The sequence below is a fragment of the Vicinamibacterales bacterium genome (genome assembly GCA_041659285.1).
Lineage (GTDB): Bacteria > Acidobacteriota > Vicinamibacteria > Vicinamibacterales > UBA2999 > 12-FULL-67-14b.
The window spans coordinates 141,886-160,296 of the sequence record JBAZYO010000008.1 but is presented as its reverse complement, the minus strand read 5'-3'; the positions used below and the strand labels follow the sequence as shown (position 1 = coordinate 160,296).

Annotated in this window: 20 protein-coding genes; 3 read left to right on the top strand and 17 right to left on the bottom strand. The window is 66.6% G+C overall.

Features of this window, described 5'->3' with window-relative positions:
• Positions 1-81 precede the first annotated feature (81 nt).
• From WC815_14855 to WC815_14830, 6 genes are all read right to left on the bottom strand, one after another.
• A complete protein-coding gene (locus WC815_14855; GenBank protein ID MFA5910058.1) occupies positions 82-642 on the bottom strand; it encodes a dihydrofolate reductase family protein in 561 nt (186 codons plus the stop codon).
• A 170-nt stretch (positions 643-812) separates the two neighbouring features.
• On the bottom strand, positions 813-1,589 hold the full coding sequence (locus WC815_14850; protein ID MFA5910057.1) for a substrate-binding domain-containing protein: 777 nt from the start codon (positions 1,587-1,589) through the stop codon (positions 813-815).
• A 264-nt stretch (positions 1,590-1,853) separates the two neighbouring features.
• Complete coding sequence (locus tag WC815_14845) at positions 1,854-2,639, bottom strand: MBL fold metallo-hydrolase (GenBank protein MFA5910056.1); 786 nt, start codon at positions 2,637-2,639, stop codon at positions 1,854-1,856.
• Entirely contained in the window at positions 2,611-3,786 is a 1,176-nt protein-coding gene (locus WC815_14840) for an MFS transporter (GenBank protein MFA5910055.1), read from the bottom strand. The genes WC815_14845 and WC815_14840 overlap by 29 nt, the downstream gene beginning before the upstream one ends.
• A gap of 6 nt (positions 3,787-3,792) precedes the next feature.
• On the bottom strand, positions 3,793-4,488 hold the full coding sequence (locus WC815_14835; protein ID MFA5910054.1) for a CDP-alcohol phosphatidyltransferase family protein: 696 nt from the start codon (positions 4,486-4,488) through the stop codon (positions 3,793-3,795).
• A 4-nt stretch (positions 4,489-4,492) separates the two neighbouring features.
• Positions 4,493-6,040 (bottom strand): FAD-dependent thymidylate synthase, encoded by a 1,548-nt coding sequence (locus WC815_14830; GenBank protein ID MFA5910053.1) that lies wholly within the window; start codon positions 6,038-6,040, stop codon positions 4,493-4,495.
• A gap of 151 nt (positions 6,041-6,191) precedes the next feature.
• Here WC815_14830 and WC815_14825 point away from each other — a divergent pair, with 151 nt between their 5' ends.
• Positions 6,192-6,593 carry a hypothetical protein gene (locus tag WC815_14825; protein ID MFA5910052.1) on the top strand — a complete coding sequence of 134 codons (402 nt, stop codon included), beginning with the start codon at positions 6,192-6,194 and terminating at the stop codon, positions 6,591-6,593.
• A 40-nt stretch (positions 6,594-6,633) separates the two neighbouring features.
• Here the strand turns inward: WC815_14825 and def are convergent, their stop codons facing one another.
• On the bottom strand, positions 6,634-7,203 hold the full coding sequence (gene def / locus WC815_14820) for a peptide deformylase (GenBank protein ID MFA5910051.1): 570 nt from the start codon (positions 7,201-7,203) through the stop codon (positions 6,634-6,636).
• A 25-nt stretch (positions 7,204-7,228) separates the two neighbouring features.
• Between def and WC815_14815 the strand changes: the two genes are divergently transcribed.
• Entirely contained in the window at positions 7,229-7,765 is a 537-nt protein-coding gene (locus WC815_14815; GenBank protein MFA5910050.1) for an NUDIX hydrolase, read from the top strand.
• Here WC815_14815 and WC815_14810 read toward each other — a convergent pair.
• Genes WC815_14810 through WC815_14780 form a run of 7 tightly spaced genes read right to left on the bottom strand, consistent with a single transcriptional unit; the run spans position 7,762 to position 15,415 of the window.
• Entirely contained in the window at positions 7,762-9,588 is a 1,827-nt protein-coding gene (locus WC815_14810) for a glycosyltransferase family 39 protein (GenBank protein MFA5910049.1), read from the bottom strand. The genes WC815_14815 and WC815_14810 overlap by 4 nt on opposite strands.
• Complete coding sequence (locus WC815_14805; GenBank protein MFA5910048.1) at positions 9,585-10,634, bottom strand: class I fructose-bisphosphate aldolase; 1,050 nt, start codon at positions 10,632-10,634, stop codon at positions 9,585-9,587. Before WC815_14805 ends, WC815_14810 begins: the two co-directional genes overlap by 4 nt.
• Before the next feature lie 6 nt (positions 10,635-10,640).
• Complete coding sequence (gene thiI, locus WC815_14800) at positions 10,641-11,837, bottom strand: tRNA uracil 4-sulfurtransferase ThiI (GenBank protein MFA5910047.1); 1,197 nt, start codon at positions 11,835-11,837, stop codon at positions 10,641-10,643.
• Positions 11,837-13,171, bottom strand: a complete 1,335-nt coding sequence (gene hpnE, locus WC815_14795; protein ID MFA5910046.1) for a hydroxysqualene dehydroxylase HpnE — start codon at positions 13,169-13,171, stop codon at positions 11,837-11,839. Before hpnE ends, thiI begins: the two co-directional genes overlap by 1 nt.
• The gene (locus WC815_14790; protein MFA5910045.1) at positions 13,168-14,010 is read right to left on the bottom strand and encodes a squalene/phytoene synthase family protein; all 843 of its coding nucleotides are present in this window, start codon (positions 14,008-14,010) and stop codon (positions 13,168-13,170) included. The genes hpnE and WC815_14790 overlap by 4 nt, the downstream gene beginning before the upstream one ends.
• The gene (gene hpnC / locus WC815_14785; GenBank protein MFA5910044.1) at positions 13,974-14,882 is read right to left on the bottom strand and encodes a squalene synthase HpnC; all 909 of its coding nucleotides are present in this window, start codon (positions 14,880-14,882) and stop codon (positions 13,974-13,976) included. The genes WC815_14790 and hpnC overlap by 37 nt, the downstream gene beginning before the upstream one ends.
• A complete protein-coding gene (locus WC815_14780; protein ID MFA5910043.1) occupies positions 14,876-15,415 on the bottom strand; it encodes a cob(I)yrinic acid a,c-diamide adenosyltransferase in 540 nt (179 codons plus the stop codon). Before WC815_14780 ends, hpnC begins: the two co-directional genes overlap by 7 nt.
• 76 nt (positions 15,416-15,491) lie before the next feature.
• Here WC815_14780 and WC815_14775 point away from each other — a divergent pair, with 76 nt between their 5' ends.
• Positions 15,492-16,163 (top strand): hypothetical protein, encoded by a 672-nt coding sequence (locus WC815_14775; GenBank protein MFA5910042.1) that lies wholly within the window; start codon positions 15,492-15,494, stop codon positions 16,161-16,163.
• Here the strand turns inward: WC815_14775 and WC815_14770 are convergent.
• Genes WC815_14770 through WC815_14760 form a run of 3 tightly spaced genes read right to left on the bottom strand, consistent with a single transcriptional unit; the run spans position 16,152 to position 18,396 of the window.
• On the bottom strand, positions 16,152-16,532 hold the full coding sequence (locus tag WC815_14770) for a (deoxy)nucleoside triphosphate pyrophosphohydrolase (GenBank protein MFA5910041.1): 381 nt from the start codon (positions 16,530-16,532) through the stop codon (positions 16,152-16,154). The two genes, WC815_14775 and WC815_14770, sit on opposite strands and share 12 nt — an antisense overlap.
• Positions 16,529-17,551, bottom strand: coding sequence for a CehA/McbA family metallohydrolase (locus WC815_14765; GenBank protein MFA5910040.1), 1,023 nt, complete (start codon positions 17,549-17,551; stop codon positions 16,529-16,531). The genes WC815_14770 and WC815_14765 overlap by 4 nt, the downstream gene beginning before the upstream one ends.
• On the bottom strand, positions 17,548-18,396 hold the full coding sequence (locus tag WC815_14760; GenBank protein MFA5910039.1) for a glycine cleavage T C-terminal barrel domain-containing protein: 849 nt from the start codon (positions 18,394-18,396) through the stop codon (positions 17,548-17,550). Before WC815_14760 ends, WC815_14765 begins: the two co-directional genes overlap by 4 nt.
• Positions 18,397-18,411 lie beyond the last annotated feature (15 nt).

The window sequence follows — 18,411 nt, the reverse complement described above, 5'->3', positions numbered from 1 at the left end:
CGAACGACGGAGCTGGCCGACTTCTCACAGTCTACTCCGCCAGGCGAATCGCCTGGTTCTTCCGCTCGAAGCATGCTGTTGTCAGGGGGCGTTCCGTGACTCGCCGTCATGTCTTCGCACATCGTAACGAAGCTCCACCATGCCGCTCTTGTAGGCGGTGACCTCCGCCAGATGGAGGGCGATGTCGGTGTCGAACTTCTCGAAGAACGGGATCCCGTCACCAATCAAGATCGGCAGGATCGAATAGCGAACTTCGTCGGCTAGCCCGAGACGCAGGCATTCGGCGGAGACCACCCCGCCTCCAACGAACCAGATGGTACGGAAGGTGGGCCGCAGGCGCCCATTCACGAACTGCGCGAGATCGCCTGAGTGGAACTCGACGGTATCCCGGGTCCGCGGCAGTTCGCGACTAGTGAGGACGAAAGTGGGTTTGTCGCCGTACGACCACCCCAACCCCTGGGCTTCAAAACCAAGCGCGGTCTCATAGGTTCGCGACCCCATGACGTAGCAGTCGATCGTCTTGAGGAACGCCTCGACGAATCCTGGGTCCATGGTGTTCCCGCCTGCGAATTCGTCTGAGGTTTCGAGCCAGTCGACGCGCCCGTCCTTTCGCGCGATGAAGCCATCGAGGCTCGCCGCCATGTGGATCGTTACGTGAGAATCAGGGTGTGCCATCGTTTCGTCCGCTCGCCAGTGATGCGGTGTGGCATGGGCCGATACTACTCCTGATGCCTATGTCCCCTGACTGAACTGTTACCTAATCTTGCCGGCCGCTCAGCTTTCGTTGAGACTCGAATATGGCGGACCAGGAATCACGGCGTGATGGGTTCCATTCCCTTCGCTTTGATCACACCCCGGGCGGCGGGCGTCAGGAGGAACTCGATCAACGCTCTTCCGCCCTGCGCCTCCCTGGCGTTGGTGCCAAGTGCCGCCGAAAAAGCAAAGCTCCCCTGGAGCTCGCCTGGAAACGGGCCGACAATCTCGAGGCCGGGCACAACCATGAGTTCCTGAAGCTGGTGCAGGGCAACGTCGGCCTTGCCTTTCGTGACAGCCTCGCCCGGCGAGTCCGCAATCTGGTTGGCGGTGCCCGTCATCACGATGACGGACTTGGCGTTCACCTGGTCGGAGATCCCGAGGTGCTCCAGCACCCTCGCGATGTGATCTCCGCTCGAACCTCCAACCGAGGGAGAGGGCCGTGCGACCGATTTGGCCGAAAGCAGCATGCGCCTAAAGGCCTCGGGTGAGGAAATGTCTGGCCTGGCTGCACCCCTGCGAACGGCCACAGCCGCGACGGACGCTGCAATCGGCGTGACCGAACTCGCAATCACCTTACCGTCCTTTTCCAGTATTCCGATGGCCGACCGATTGATCAACACGACATCGACTTGCTCACCGGAGGCGACTCGCTTCGCCATCAAACCCGTACTGTCAAAGGCGATCGCCAACTTGTAGCCAGTCGCACGTTCGAATTTGGGGCCCAAATCGAGCATCACTTGGCGCATGCCGATCGCGCTGAGCACCTTCACTTCGGCCGCCCGTGCTGAGACGTGAGGCAGTGTCAGAGTCAGCGCGCCTACTGCAGCAGCCATCAACGGTCTTGTGAACACGAGCACACTCCTGAGGTTGCCGCACAGTGCGAAGGCCGAAGGATGCGGCGTCTGGATCTTGGCCCCTCGGCAACCCCCTGCTCGCGCGGATGATAGCATCGAGATGGTTCGCCCACCTCCAGGGCCTTCGCTGCCCGCCGATTAGTCACGTCACTCTACGCATCCGGCATCGTCACCCTGCCGAACCCAGCCGCCAGGTCGCGTTGGTGACGTCGCTTCACGTCCTCGAGGAGCGTAAAGAAACTGCTACGGCAGGTTGGCCCAGTGGGCATCATCGCGCCGTGCCCTGCCCTCGCCTTCCAGCTTGATGAGATGCGCCAGCACGCTCTCGCGCGCCATGGGGGCCAGCGCGGGGACGAGGGTGGCGTAGATGCGCGCGGTGATCGCGTCCACGGTCGCGAGCCCCGCGGCGAGCGCGGCCTGCACCTGCTCCTCGCGCTGTCGGCGATGCTCGAGGTACTGCGTGATCAACGAGACCGGATCCTCGATCACCGGCCCGTGCGCGGGCCACGCCCGCAGCGGCGACAACTGCCGCAGCCGCTCGAGCGACGCCAGGTAGTCGGCGAGGTTGCCTCCCGCGGACGCGGGGATGAACACCGTGCCGCCCAGCACCAGCAGGTCGCCGACAAACAAGGTCCGCGAATGCGCGTGCCAGAACGCCACGTGGTCCGGTGAATGCCCGGGCGTGTGCAGCACCTCGAGCAGGCCCTCGCCGGTGATCACGCTGGCGCCTTCCACCAGCGGCTGCCACGGCAAGTCGCGATCGCGCTCCGGCCACGGAAACTTGGAGAAACGCGCCGACGGCCATCGCGCCTGGACGGCCGGCGCGCCGGCCGCGTGATCACTGTGCGCGTGCGTCACGAGGACGTCGGCCGGACCCGCCGGAGCCGCCACGGCAATGGCGTCGAGATGCGCCTGCTCCCCAACGCCGGCATCAATCAGGATCGCGCGGTCACCCGGAATCAGATACGTCCAGTTACCCTCGCCGGTGAACGGGCCGGGATTACCCGCGTGCAGCAGCGTCGGATTCATGGCGCACCCGCGACAGTCCGAAGAACGACACGGCAAACGCGACCAGCATCAGCCCCGACGCGCTCAGGTAGGGCGTGGTCATGCCGTAGGCGTCGTAGAGGAACCCGCCCCACGCCGGGCCGACGACGCGGCCGAGGCTGGCGAGCGACGAGGCGAGCCCCAGGGTGCCGCCCTGGTCGTTGGCATCCGACAGCCGCGACACCATCGACGTCAGCGACGGGTTGTTGAAGCCCATGCCCACGGCCAGCACGAACAGCGCCACCAGCAGCGTCGGCACGCTCCAGGCAAACGGCACCATGCCAATGCCAAGTGCAATGCAGAAGATGGCCGCCGGGATCAGCCGCGCCTCGCCGACCCGCTTCACCACCTTGTGGACGAGCACGCCCTGGATGGTCGCCAGCACCACGCCGATGAACGCGAACAAGAAGCCAATCGACGCCGCGGTGAAGCCGTAGCGCGCCTCGCTGAACAGCGCGAAGGTGGCTTCGAAGCCGGAGAAGGCCGCCGTCACGAGGAAATAGAGCGCCAGCAGCAGCACCAGCGCCGGCTTGGTCAGCGCGTGCTTGAAGGCTTCGAGGCGGCCCAGGGTCATGGTCGCCGACGACACCCGCCGCGATTCCGGCAGCAGGAACCAGGCGGCGGTGAAGTTGCCCAGGCACAACGCCGACGCGAACCACATCGGCGCTTCGGGGCTGATGCGGCTCAGCAGGCCGCCAATCGCCGGGCCGAAGATGAAGCCCAGCCCGAACGCCGCGCCGACCATCCCCATGCCCCGCGCGCGGTTCTCGGGCGTCGTCACGTCGGCGATGTAGGCCTGCGCGGTCGGAATGTTGGCGCCGGCAATGCCGCCGATGATGCGGGCGAAGAAGATCATCGGCAAGGAGGTGGCCAGCGCGAGCGCCAGGTACGACAGGCACGATCCCATCAGTCCGAGCATGATGATTGGCTTGCGCCCGATCTTGTCGGACCAGCGGCCCCAGATCGGCGAGAACAGGAACTGCATCAGCGAGAAGCTGGTGCCGAGCAGGCCAATGGTGAAGGCCGACGCGCCGAACGACTCGGCATAGAACGGCAGCAGCGGGATGATGATCCCGAAACCGAGCAGGTCAATGAAGACCGTGAGGAAGATGATGACCAGCGGCGACATGCGCGACTACCTGGAGGCCGGCACCCTGGCACCAGCATGTAACCAGAACGACAACCCGAAGTAGTAAACGGGAAACACCAGCGAGAGCACCATCCACGGGCCGTCGGTGGCCGGCAGGCGCCACACCATCCACGTGAACAGCGCGGCCCAGATCGTGCCAAGCACCAGCGTCGGCACCTTCAACGCTGTCGTGCGCGAGGGGTAGACGTAGCGAATCGGCACGAACACCAGCAGCGCCAGCCCGAGCAGCACGATGGCATTGACCATCGGCGCCAGCTGCCACACGTAGAGATACACGACCGCGATGTTCCAGTAGGAGGGGAAGCCGGTGAAGAAGTGATCGCCCTGATGGGCCTTGGCATGCGCCTGGCCGAACCCATAGGCGCTCGCGATCAGCATCGCCGCGCACACCGGAAACGCCACCGGCACCAGTTCGGCCTGCCACACGATCAGCACCGGCACGAAGACGTAGGTCAGGTAGTCAACGATGTCGTCGAGACGGGCGCCGTCGTAATGCGGCAGGCGCTCCTTGGCCTTCAACGCCCGCGCCAGCACGCCATCGGTGGCATCGACGAGGGTGGCGACCACAAGGTAGATGAACGCCGCGCGGAAGTTGTGCGCGAAGGTGACGCCGGTCGCGAGCAGGGCAATCACGGCTCCCGTGGCCGTGTAGGCGTGCGCGACCCAGGGGAGGATCACCACGCGGTCAGAGGCGACGCTCGGCGTGCGGAAAGGAATTCCACACCGGCACGCCGCAGAAATGCGTGCCTTCGGTGCAGCGCGGCGACACGATCTGGTTGCGCAGCACGCACGGCGGGCCGAGGTGCCGGCCCAGCTGCGGATGGATGGCCTTGACCTGGCTGATCTCGTCCATCGACGCCAGGTAGATCTCTTCCTGGGCGTTGAAGCAGGTGCGCAGCGTCCACTTGTGCTGCAGCGCGATGAACGAGCCCGACTCCACCAGCCGCAGGGCCTTGGAGTTGGGGACGACGTAGAGCGCGTACTCGAGCGGCACGCCCAGCGCGAGCAGCCGGTTCTTCGCCGCCCACGCGTCGGCCATCGCCTGCTCGTAAACGGCCAGGGCCTCGGGGTTCTGGCGAATCAGCCGCGGCGTGATGTAGTCGGGCGCCGAGGTGTCGGCCAGCGTCATCATCGGCCGCGAGGCCGGCACCATGCGGTGCCGCTGGTCCTGCGAGTCGGCGGTGTGGCTCAAACGCTTCTCGAACACGTAGAAGGCGTGGTTGAGCGTGCGCATCATCGGCGAGTGATACGCGACGTCGAGCATGTCCACGCGGTAAGGGTTGCGCGCCGGGTTCATCACCCGATCGATCGCCTCCTCGTCGTCCATTTCCGCGGTGGTGATGCCGAAGGTGGCGCGCACCGCGTCGGCGACCACGCGCTCGGCGCCCGCCGACCAGTCGCGCAGGCGCGAGACGCGGCCGTGCAGGCGGCGGTCGAACTCGGCGGCGAACGCGTCGCCAGACGCGCGCGTGTTGGGAAACTGCAACTCGGGCATCGACTCGCGCGCGAAGGTGTCGAGGCCGATCTTCTCGAAGAACATCGGATCGACCTCCGTGACGAGGTCCACCATCGCGCCAATCACCATGGCCGCTTCGTACGGCACGTCGCCGGCGTTGAGCATGCGGTGCAGGCGGTGCAGCACGATGCCCGACACGGTGTGCACCATCGAGGTGAAGGCGCCGATGGGAATGACGTAGCGCGCCGTTTCGATCGCCTTCTTCTCGGCCTCGCGCTCCACCGTCTTGAGCCGCGCCGCGGAATTGGTGGGCCGCACGTAGCGCAGTTCCTTCAGGACGGCCCAGGCATCGTCCTTGAGCAGCGCCGAGAGCTTGGCGTAGGCGACCCAGGCGCGCAACACGGCCTGCTCGTAGACATCCAGCGCCTCGCCGGTGATGGGCGGCACGAACGCGCGCGGCTCGTTCAGCTTCACGTAGCGCTGGCTGGACTGCTCCGAGTTGTAGAACGGGTAAGAGTGAAGGACGCTCCACACCAGCTGGCGCGAGATATTTTCGAGGCCGAACTCGAAGTGCGCGTGCTGGAACACGGTGTGGTGGCCGCCCTCGAAGGTCAGCGGCCCGATGGAATCCCGCTGCTTATCGGTGATTTCGCTCCGCTGGATCACGCGCGGCGAATAGCAGGTGCGGGCCGCCGCAATCGCGCCGTCGTAAGGGACCGACGGCGACGACAGCAGGGTGACCTTCGGCGGAGCGGTGTCGAGGGCAACAGCTGGCATTAGGAAAGGGCCTGTCCACCGTAGCGCGAAGCGCGAAGGGGGAATGCCCGCAATTATACGCGCTCACCCGTGGTTTCACCCGGCCGAGCTGGTGCTAAAATCCGCATTCACCCGCCGGAGTTCCCTGGCGGACCCAACAAGGATAGTTACGATGGCACGCCTGATCGCAACCGTCGCTTTGGCGCTCGCTCTCTCACCGCTCGTGGTTTCGGCCCAGGGCCTTTCGCCCGCGGCCGCCGGCGGCTTCATGGGCACCTGGTCGCTCATGCTCGACAGCCCACAGGGCGCCTTCGAGCAGAGCCTGGTCCTGAAAGATGATGGCGGCAAGGTCGTCGCCGAGATCTCCAACCAGATGCAGCCCGACGTGCAGAAGGTGACCGACGTCTCGAAGGACAAGGAAAGCCTGGTGCTCAAGTTCGCGGGCAACTTCCAGGGCAACCCGTTCGATGCCGTGATCACGCTGACGCCCGATGGCACCGATAAGGCCAAGGTGATGTTCGACATCAACGGCGGCCAGTTCTCGATGAACGGGACCGGCGAAAAGAAGAAATAAGGGCACCTCCCGGCGGGAGCGCACCCTCGCCGGGAGCACCCTACTCTTCGTCGTTGTCGTCCTCGTCGTCGTCCTTGTCGTCGTCCTTGTCGCGGCGGGCGTGGTAGCGCGAGTACTCCTCGAGGTAGGTCAACGTTTCGAGCGACTTCATCCGGTCGAAGAACAACACGCCATCGAGGTGGTCGGTCTCGTGCTGGACCACGCGAGCCGGGAAGTCCTTGAGGTCGATTTCAAACCGCTTGGCGTTGCGGTCGAGCGCCGACACCTTGATGTGGTGGGCCCGCGGCACGCGGCCGCGCACGTCCGGGATGCTCAGGCACCCCTCCCAGCCTTCCACCGTCTGATCGCCAATCACGGTGATCTCGGGGTTGACGAAGATCACGGCATCGCCCTCGCCGCGGCCGTCGGAGTCGAGCATGGCCACGAAGAGCCGCAGGCTTTCGTGCACCTGCGGCGCCGCCAGGCCGACGCCCGAGTACTCGAACATCGTGTCAACCATGCTGTCGATGAAGTCCTGCACGGTCTGGGACTTGAGCTCGTTCTTGTCGACGGTCCGCGTCTTGGTCCTCAGGACGGGGTGGCCCATTTTGGCGACTTTAAGGATCGACATATCTGGATCTTATACTGGGTGCCAAGTGCATTCCCATGAAGTGAACCCGCCCTACAAGTTCTGCCCCGTCTGCGGCAGTCCGCTCGAGCCGCGCGTGCTGAAGGTCACCGAGCCGAAGCGGCTGGTGTGCACGGGCGCGACGTGCGGATTCGTGTTCTACCTGGATCCGAAAATCGCCGTCGGCACCGTCATCCGGGCGAACCAGGGGCGCCAGCTCGTGCTGGTCAGGCGGGCCATCGAGCCGGGATACGGCAAGTGGGTGTTTCCGGGCGGCTACGTGGACCGCGGGGAGGAGATCACGCTCGCCGCCATCCGCGAGGCTCGCGAGGAAGTCGGACTCGACGTGCGGCTGGACCACCTGATCGGAATCTACTCCTATGCCGGACGCACGCCCGTGATCATCGTCTACGCCGCCACCAAGGTGTCCGGCGCGCTCGCGGTGGATGACGAAGGCCTCGAGGCCCGCGAGTTCGACCTCGACGCGATCCCGTGGGATGATCTCGCGTTTCGAAGCACACGGGAAGCCTTGCGGGACTACCTCAGCGGGAACGGCCCTCGCTAGGGTTGCAGGGCCGCGTTTCTTTCCGGGGGTGAAATCTGGAGGACGCGCGCCTGGGGAGTTTCAAGGAGCGGCGTCACCTGCAGTCCGTCCAGTTCGATGGCACGCGGCAGCCACGAGCGCGAGTTGCCGATCGGGTACTCCTTGAACACATCCACCACGATCACGCGGTCGGGCAGGGTGCCGTCGGGGTTGGGCGAAAACAGCTCGCCGGGACGAAACACCGCGGGCGCGCCGGTGTAGACGCCGGCCAGATTGTCATCGCCCAGCTTCACGAGAAAGCGCTCGCGCACGAAATCATCGAGCGCGAGCCAGCGGTCGATGCGCCCGACCAGCATCAGGCATCCCAGTTCGTCGGTGCACGCCACGCGGTCGGACGGCTGAATCGCCGCGCGCACCTCGTCGATGCCCTGGATGTGGATGGTGGGCCGCGCCACTTCGAGACGCTCGGTCACTGGACCCGTGCCGCGCCACTGATCGACCACCACACCGGCCACGATCAGCCCGATCACGGCGATGCCCATCCGGCGCCCGGCGGCAGACGCCGGCAGGCTATGCCGGACAATGGCATCCACATCGACGGCAGTCGCCGCGAGCATGAACGACATCGGCAACAGCAGGTAGTTGATCGTGATCCCCGAGTCGATGGCGCCAAACCAGAGCACCCAGGCGACCCAGAGCAGGTGCGCGGCGCGCTCGCGCAGCGTCCACTCACCGCCGCTGCCCGCCAGGCGGGCCACCAATCCGGCCAAGGCGAGGCTGGTGGCAACGGGATGCGCGGCGGCCATGTGCCGGAACATGTCGAGCGGATACTGCGCGCCCTCGGACAAGACGGCAGTCACCAGCGGCAGGTTGAGAGGGCCAAGGTTCGTGGCCCGCGCCAGCGAGAACGCCAGCACCATCGCGGTTCCGCACAGCGCCAGCACCGTTGCCAGCGTGGCGCGCCGCGGCACGATCAGCCAGGCCAGCACCATCGCGGTGAGCACGACGCCGTACTGTCGAGGCGCGGGCACCTCGAACAGGTTCAGCACCTGCCAGAGAAAGAACCGCCGGACCATGGTCTCGCCGCTCGACGGCGCGAGGTAGTGCAGAACGAAGATCCCCGCTTGTGCCACGACCAGCCCGGCGATCACCGCCGCGGTCGCGGCAAGCCATTTCCGCCGCTCGGCCTTCGGACCGAGCACGACACACAGCGCCGGGACGGCAGCTAGTGTGAAGGCCAGCTCATGGGTCCAACGGCAGAGGGCCGCTAACAAGCCCAGGCCGAGCAAGGTGCCTAAGGTGCGTACGGTGCGTAGGGTGTCCGCCTTCGCGGCCGAAGGCCGCTTCGGCGGGACCTCGCCGAAGCTCGCCCGCAAAGCTTGCGCGAGCGAAGGCGGGCCAAGAGTGCCGATTGCCCACAAGACGACCAGATACGAGGCGAGGAAGGGCGCGTAGAAGCGGCCGGTGGTGGCGGTGGCCCAGAATGGCAGCGAGGCTGAGATCAAGATCGCGGCGAGGAGTGCGGCGCGGCCGGTGGTCAGGCGGCGGAGAATCGCGAAGGCCAGCGCGACGGAGATCAGCCCGCAGACCAGGCTGAGCGCGCGATAGGCGGGAAGCGTCGAACCGGACACACCGCCGGCGATCCAGCTGGCGTAGGAATAGGCGAGGCCGCGGTCGTAGAGCAGGCCGGACGGCAGCAGCGGCAGCCGGTCGGCCTGGATGCCGCGGACGGCGAACGCCGTGAACTCTTCATCAACGGAGTAGCCGGCGCGCGTCAGCTGCGACGCGCCGGCCAACAAGACCAGTGCAGCGAGGAGCGCGACCCAGGTCGAGGGCCGCGTCACGCGATGGTGACGTCCTTGCTCAGGTAAACGTCCTGGATCGCGTTGAGCAGGCCGATGCCCTCCGTCATGGGGCGCTGGAACGCCTTGCGGCCCGAGATCAAGCCCGTGCCGCCGGCCCGCTTGTTGATCACCGCCGTCTTCACGGCTTCCTTGAGGTCGCTCTCACCCACCGAGGCGCCGCCCGAGTTGATCAGGCCGGCGCGGCCCATGTAGCAGTTGGCGAGCTGGTAGCGCGTGAGGTCGATCGGGTGTTCGCTGCTCAGGTCGGTGTAGACCTTCTTGTGCGTCTTGCCGAAGTTGACGGCGTTGTAGCCGCCATTACATTCGGGCAGCTTCTGCTTGATGATGTCGGCCTCGAGGGTCACGCCCAGGTGGTTGGCCTGGCCGGTGAGGTCCGCCGCGAGGTGGTAATCGACGTCCTTGGTCTTGAAGGCGGGATTGCGGAGGTAGCACCACAGCACGGTGAACATGCCGAGCTCGTGCGCGTGCTGGAACATCTCCGCCACTTCCTGGATCTGCCGCTTCGACTCTTCCGAGCCGAAGTAGATCGTGGCGCCGACGCCGGCCGCGCCCATGTCGAAGCCCTGCTTCACGCTCGCGAAGCGGATCTGATCGAAGGTGTTGGGATACGAGAGGAACTCGTTGTGGTTCAACTTCAGGATGAACGGAATCTTGTGCGCGTACTTCCGCGACACCATGCCGAGCACGCCCAGCGTCGAGGCAACACCGTTGCAGCCGCCGTCGATGGCCAGCTTGACGATGTTCTCGGGGTCGAAGTACTGCGGGTTGGGCGCGAACGAGGCGCCCGCGGAGTGTTCAATACCTTGATCCACCGGCAGGATCGAGACGTAGCCGGTGCCGCCCAGCCGGCCGTGATCGAACAGCGACTGCAGGCGCCCGAGCACCGGCACCGGCCGGTTCGACGCGAGGTGGATGCGCTCCACGAAGTCAGGGCCTGGCAGGTGCAGGGTCTCTTTCGGGATCTTGCACTGGTGCTTCAGGAGGGTGCTGGCGTCGGCTCCGAGAATCTCTTCGACGGTAGGCATGGCGTTTTACTTTATCACCGGGGCCGCCAGCGACGCAGGCTGGGGGTAGGCCAGGTGCTCGACGACGGCCTGGGCGGCGGCGGCCTTCACCATCTCGCCAACCGGCAGGGTCCCCTCCACCTCGTCGATCTGATGCCGGCGGGCATGCGTCTCCGGGTGCCGCGGCGTGAACAGGGTGCAGGTGTCCTCGTCCGGAATGATCGAGATGTCAAAGGTGCCCAGGCGTTGCGCCTGCGTGACGATCTCTTCCTTGTCCATCCCGATCAGCGGCCGGAAGATGGGCAGCCGCGTTGCGCTGTCGGCGGCGACGATGTTGTCGAGCGTTTGCGAGGCGACCTGGCCAATGACGTCGCCGGTCACCAGCGCGCGGGCGCGGACGTCGCGGGCGATGCGTTCCGCAATCCGCAGCATGAACCGGCGGTAGATGACCACGCGCAGGTCGCCGGGCACACTGAGCGTGACCTGCCGCTGCAGCTCGCCGAACGGCACCAGATAGAGCCGCGACCGCAGTTGATATCGCGTCAGCACCGCCGCCAGCCGGCGCGCTTTTTCCTGCGAGGTGTTCGACAGGAACGGCGCGCTGTGGAAGTGGATGAGCGTGACATGACAGCCGCGCTTCATCAGGCGCCAGGCCGCCACCGGCGAGTCGATGCCGCCGGAGAGGAGCGCGGCGACGCGGCCGGCGGTGCCCGTAGGCAGGCCGCCGGGACCGGCTTCCTTGTTCATGTAGAGGAAGGCGTTACCGGGCACGATCTCCACGCTGATCACGAGCTCGGCGCGATCGAGATCCACCTTCCACCCGCGGGCATGCCACACGCGCGACCCCAAGTCGCGCGCCAGGTCCGGCGACGGCACGGCGAACTGCTGATCCGCACGGCGGACGTAAACACGAAAGCTCGACACGCTCTCGCGCGGTGGCAGGCGCGACACGATCGCCTCGGCCATGCCCTCGAAGGCCAGCGGGATACGCGTCGCCACCGAGTAGTTGGCAATGCCAAAGACGCGGCCCATGCGGTCGCGGATCTCGTCGGCCGTCGCCTCGCGCCCCAGCACGATCTCGATGCGACCCATCGGCGTCCGCACCTCCTTGACGCTGAGCCCGGCCAGGGCCATGTGGATGTTGCGGACCAGCCGGCCGACGAACCACGGGCGGTTCTTCCCCTTGAGGGCGACTTCCGAGTAGTGGGCGAGGATTGATGTCATTAAAGGGCAACCACGAAGGACGCCGCGCGGTGTCCCGACACCGCGGCTGACTCGATGGTCGCCGGCAGTCCGGTGTCGATCCAGTCGCCGGCGAGAAGGAAGCCGCGGATGGCGGTCTCGGTCTGCGGGCGCGGCGGGGCGTCGGGCGCGAGCGAGAACGTTGACCGCTTCTCGCGAACGGCGAGCCCCTTGCGGAATGCCGCCGAGCGGGCCGCCGGCACGGCGGCGCGGACATCCGCCAGCGCGGTGGCAATCAACGCGTCGTTCGGCATCGACACGATCGCCTCAGCCCCGCTCGAGATCATCGAGAGGTGCGAGCCCGAGCCGCCGACAATGGCGCGGCGATCGAATACCCACTGGAAGGCGCGACCCGGCAGGCCGAGCAGCGGCTCGTGCATCACGGGCCGATCGAACCACAAGTTGACGGTCACGATCGGCAGGCTGGCCAGCGCCGAGGCGTCGGCGATGGTGCCGGCCAACACCGCGGGCGGCGAGTCGAACAGGCTGCCCAGGCCATGCCACGGCACCGTGGAGATGACGGCCGCCGCCGGGATGTGCTCGCCGCGCACGCGCACGCCGGTCACCCGATCACCGGCCACTTCCACTTTCGCCGGCGCATTCACGCGCACCTCGTGTCCGCGCGCCTCCAGCCACGCCCGGGCCGGTTCGGCGTAGAGCTCATCGAGCGGGACCGCCGGCATCACCAGCGCGGCCGACAAGGGGTCGGGCCCGAACATCTGCTCGAGTACGCGGACGAAATACGGCGCGGCGGCTTGATCGATTGATTGGTTGAGGGCCGCCAGCGCGAGCGGTTCCCAGAAGAGCTCGCAGAGCCGCGGCGCCTGGCCGTGGCGGGTGAGCCACTCGCGGACGGTTTCACCGCCCTCTTGACCGCCGTAGCCTTGGCGAAGGCGGTTAGCCGGACCAAGAGCCGCGCCCACTCGAAGGATCGACATCCGCTCGCGCCAGTTGAGCGCGTCCCACGCCAGCACGCCACCGAGCAAATGCAGCGGCGACGGCACCGGCGGCAGCTTCAGCACCGACTGGTGCCCGCGCTGGTCGGTCATCGACAGCGCCAGCCCGGCCTGCCATCGCACCCGATCGGACGCGCCGATGCGGGCGAGCAGCGCCAGGGTGTCCACGTAACACCCCATCAGGATGTGCTGTCCGTTGTCCACGCGCTCGCCGGTTTCCGGATCGCGGAAGGCGGTGGCCCGTCCGCCCAGTCCCGGACGCGCTTCGACCACCAACACGCGCGCGCCGGCCTCTGCCAGCGCGGTGGCCGCGCTGAACCCGGCCACGCCGCCGCCGATGACAATGACGTCGGCGGTCACGCCCGTGCCGTCAGCCGGTAGCCGAGCGCTGAAAGCCGGCCGCGGGCCCAGATGGCAAGCGCAATCCTGGCGCGGGCCGCTTTCGGCACGCGGATCACCTCGGTAAACACGTCGAAACCGCGGCGCTCGATGCGCTCGAGGATGTCGAAGTAGATGCCGCCCATGATCTCCGCCGCGATCAGCCGGTGCGCTTCGGCGCGGGGCATGGCCTGCGCGGCGGCTGTATAGAAACGCCGGGCCCGCTGGCATTGGTGCGACAGCAGCCGGCGAATCGGGACGGTCACCTGGCCCGCGCGCAAGTCGGCTTCGGTCACGCCAAACTGCGAGAGTTCCTCTTGCGGCAGGTAGATGCGGCCATTCGCCAGATCAACCGCGACATCGCGAATGATGTTGGTGAGCTGCAGCGCGATCCCCAGGTTGAAGGCGTAGTCGCGCGACCGCGAATCACGGCAGCCGAAAATTTCGATGCAGATCAGGCCCACGGTCGAAGCCACGCGACGGCAGTAGCCGGCCAACTCGTCGAAGGTCTGGTAGCGGGTGTGGCGGAGGTCCATCTCCACGCCGTCCACGAGGTCGTCGAACGGCTGGCGCGACAGAGTGAAGCGGGCCACCACCGGCTTCAGTTGCCGGCCCTGCGGGGTGAGCGGCGCCTGGTCGCCAAAGAGCCGCCCGACTTCCTCGCGCCACTTCGGAATCTCCAACGCGGCCGCGGCTTCGTTGGCCGCTTCGTCGACGGCGTCATCCACGGCGCGGCAGAAATCCCACACCAGGCCGATGGCCTGCCGCTGATCGGCGGGCAGGACTAGGAACGAATAGGAGAATGAGGTGTCGCGGGCCACAGCAGCACTTTAGAAGCTATCACTAACGCATCGGTGGTGCCGAGCGAGGGCCGTGACGTGAACACGTCGAAGTTCACCGATTCAAGGCGGTCGAGGATGCGCCTGCCGCCGAGCCACGTGGCGCGCAGCTCGTAGCGCAGCCGTCCGCGCACACCGTCGCAGACCGGCCGGCCCTCGTTGAACAGCTGCCGCGTTCGCTCCCCGCAGATTCGCATCGTCGCGGACCACTCGGGCGACATCGCCTTCCGATCGAGCGCGGCCGGATCGGCTCCCGCGGCCCGCCAGGTTTCTTCCGGCACGTACAAACGCCCGCGCGGCCAGTCGATGGCCAGGTCCTGCCAGAAGTTGGTGAGCTGCAGCGCCGTGCACACCGCGTCGGACGCGCGGTCGAGCGCCGGGTCGCGATAGCCGCTCAGCCGCAACACCAGCCGGCCCACCGGGTTGGCCGATCGCCGGCAATAGTCGAGCACGTCGTCCCACGACGCGTAGCGGGTCGTCACCACGTCCTGCTTGAACGCGCTCAACAGGTCATCCAGAAGCTCAGTCGGGAGCTGAAATTGCGCGATGGTGTCGAAGAGGGCCGCGAAGATCAGGTCGGGAGGGCACTTCTGGTCGGGAGGAAACTGCTTGTCGGGAAAGTGCTCGCCGTGCAGCCGGCGCCCCCATTCGTCCAGCAAACGGAGTCGCTCATCAGCATCGCGCCCAGGCTCGTCTGCGAAATCGTCGGCGGTGCGCGCAAACGCGTAGATCGCCGCGACGTGCGGGCGCAACCGCGCCGGCATCAGCCGGGACGCGACGGGAAAATTCTCGTAGTGCGATTGAGCCAGCGCCTGACAAGCCGCATAGGCTGGTTGGAGCGCAGTGTTTACCACTTGGTTTCGGGGACGCCGGCCCGGTGGTTGGCGGCCCTCGCAATGGTGAACAGCAGGTCCGACAGGCGGTTCAAGTAGACAATGACGACGGGCTCGACGGCGTCGGCGCCGAGAAGCAGCACCGACCGCTCGGCGCGCCGGCACACCGTACGCGTGTAGTGCAGGGCGGCGCCGGCCTGGCAGCCGTCCGACAGGATGAAGTGACGGAGCGGCGCAATCTCTTCGTCGAGCTGGTCGATCCAGCCCTCGAGCCGGGCAATGCTGTCGTCGTTGATCACGATCTTCTCGACCCGCGTCGCGATCTTGTGGGAGGGGTCGGCGAGCCGCGCCCCGAGCGCGAACAGGTCGCGTTGCAGCGACACGCACATGTCGTCGAGGTCCTGCGGCAGCCCCGCGGCGCGGACCATGCCCAGGCAGGCCTGCACTTCGTCCACGTCGCCGTAAGCCACCACGCGCGGGTGGGTCTTGGGGACGCGGGTGCCGTCGAACAGGCTGGTGTCGCCGCTATCGCCGGTCTTCGTGTAGATGGACACTGGTAGGATTATAGGCGCGGTCGCAGCCGCTCCGGCTAAAGCCGGAGGCTACATCGCGGCTTACTGATCACCACACTTGCCGCCCACACGAACGCTTCCCCTGCCCGCGCCGCCCTTGCGGCAACGCTTCCGGCGCAACCTGCTCGCCTGGTATCGCAAGAACGGCCGTGACCTACCTTGGCGGAACACCAGCGACCCGTACCACATCCTGGTGTCGGAGATCATGCTGCAGCAGACGCAGGTGGATCGCGTGCTGCCCAAGTACCACGAGTGGCTCGGCAAGTACCCGAGCTTCGCGGTGCTGGCGGAGGCGACGCCGGCCGAGGTGACCAAGACCTGGTATCCGCTCGGCTACAACATCCGCCCCAAGCGGTTGCAGTCGATTGCGCAGCAGGCCATGGAGAAACACGATGGGCAGCTGCCCTCCGATCACGACACGCTGCTGTCGTTCAAGGGCATCGGCGCCTACACCGCCGGCGCCATCCGCAGCTTCGCGTTCCGCGAGCGCGCCGCCATTCTCGACACCAACGTCGCCCGCGTGTTATTTCGCATCTTCATCGGCAGGGGCGACCCGAAGAGCCATGCGATGAAAAAGCGGCTGTGGGCGCACAGCGAAGCGGTGCTGCCCCACAAGCACGTGTTCGACTTCAACCAGGCGTTGATGGACTTCGGCGCGACGCACTGCAGCGCGCGCAAGCCGAAGTGCGCGACGTGCCCGATGAAGGGATTCTGTAAGTCAGTAAGTTAGCAGGGCGATGAGGGCGCGATCGGCTTCGGGGAACGGCAGGCCGGCAAGCTCGGCGCGCGGGACCCAGCGCATGCCCTGCCCCATCATCGGCTTGGGCATGCCGTCGAATTCACAGCGATAGAAGAACAACTCGACGGTCTTCTCCGGATACGCGTGCGTGACGGAATGGACGAGCGTGCCGACACGGGCGGTGATGTCGAGTTCTTCCAGCAGCTCGCGCCGCAGCGCTTCCTCGTGGTTCTCGCTCTCGTCGACCTTGCCGCCGGGAAACTCCCAGTGGTCGGCGAGGTGCGTCCCCGCCGGCCGCAGCGTCAGCAGGAACTGGTTATCCTGCTCGATGACCGCCGCCACCACGACGATCGGCGTCATTTCGGTCCGGAGGGGCCCACTGGCACCGGCTGAATCCACGCCACCTTGCCGTTGGACTCCATCACCTTCGCGCGCACGTAGCCTTCGTCACCAGTGAACGTGTAGGTCGCCACCGGCGTGGCGGCCTCGCTCAGGATGCGGCCCTGGCGGCCAATAAACTGGATGCGATACCTGCTGGCCGGCTCGGTCTTCACCGCCAGCGTGAGCGAAGACGCGCTCGCCTCGACCCTCGACATCTGCACGCCGGTGGACGAATAGAAGTCGCCGCGCTCGAGCGCCTCCAGGAGCGCGCGCGGCTCGAGCCTCGGCGCCCGGACGTAGACCCATCCCTTGCCGGGCCGCGGCGCCGCCGGATCTTCCGGCCGCTTGAAGTAATGCGCATCGTCCACGGCAATGCCGTAGAGCATCTTGCCGCTCGACAGGATGCGATCCCACGTCTCTTCGAGGCCGGGCACGCCACCGCCGCCCAGGTTGTTCACGGTGGGATGGCCGTTGAACACCTCGAACAGCTTCGTGCGCTGCAACTGGCCGAGTTCATCCGGAGAAATCGCCCAGCCGAAGTTGGGGTGGTTGATGCTCGGCACGCCGCCCGCGCCGCGAATCGCGTCCACCATCCGCTGCATCATGTCGAGCACGGACGTTCCGCCGGGCGGCGCCACCAATCGACCGACATCCAGGCCGTTGATGTGAATCGGCTTGTCGCCAAACCGGTCCGTGACCTCCTCGCCCTTCACGACCAGGAACTTGTCGTCGGCGCCGTGCACGGCGTTCAGGCCGTCCACGCTCGTCAGGTAGTTGTGATCGGTGAGGACCAGGAACTGGTAGGCGCGCTCGCGATACCAGCGCACCACGTCATCCGGCGTCGAGTCGCCGTCGCTGTTCACGGTGTGGGTGTGCAGGTTGCCCTTGTACCAAAGGGCTTGGGGCTTGGGGCTTGGGGCCTGGGCGACGGGTACGGCGACCGCCACGGCGGCCAAAAGCGCGGAGGCAAGCAACAGGAGCCGGGGTCTCGACATCATTCGACAGCCACCCTCATGGGCGCATCATTCCATACCACTGTGACTTCGGTACCTCGTTCGACGAAGTCGCGGTGGACGTAGCCGAGGCCGACCACGGCGTTTCGCCCCGGCGAGAACGCGGCGCTGGTGACGCGGCCAATGGCGCGGCCTGCCGAGAAGATGCGCGAGCCCGGCGCCGGGACCGTGGCGGGCGACCCGTCGCCCATCCAGCGCACCAGCTTTTTCGCCACGCGGCCGCCGCCGCGGTGCGTCACGCGGACAATGACTTCCTGGCCGACGTAGCAGCCCTTGGTGAACGAAATGGCGCGGTCCTCGATGCCGGCCTCGAGCGGAATGGTCTCGGTGTCCATGTCCACGAGGAACCGGGGGATACCGCGCTCGATGCGCACCACCTCGAACGTGTCGAGGCTGATCTCCGGATAGTGGAAGCCATGGGGCTCGCCAGCGCCGACGATCATGTCGGCCAGGGCGCCTCCAGACGGATCGCCGGGAGCTATCGCCGTCCAAACCTCCAACGCCCCGCTTTGATCGAGCACCTGGACGTCTTCGACGAAGATCAAGCCGTCCAGCCGATCACGCAGTGACGATGCCAGGGAGGCCGGCACATCGAGGAGCAACCGGTCGGCGCGGGCAACGACGATCATGTCGGTGATCATGCGGCCCTGGGGCGTCAGATAGGCCGCATAACGCGCCTCGCCCGGTGCCAGCGAGGCGACGTCGTTGGTCACCAGGCCCTGCAGCCAGTCGGCGCGATCCTTCCCGGTTATTGCCAACACGGCACGGTCAGTGCGCCTGACCACGCCGCCTTCCGTCCGGAGAGCCCGGTAGCCGTCGAGGGAAAACATGTTTTAAGCTGTTGT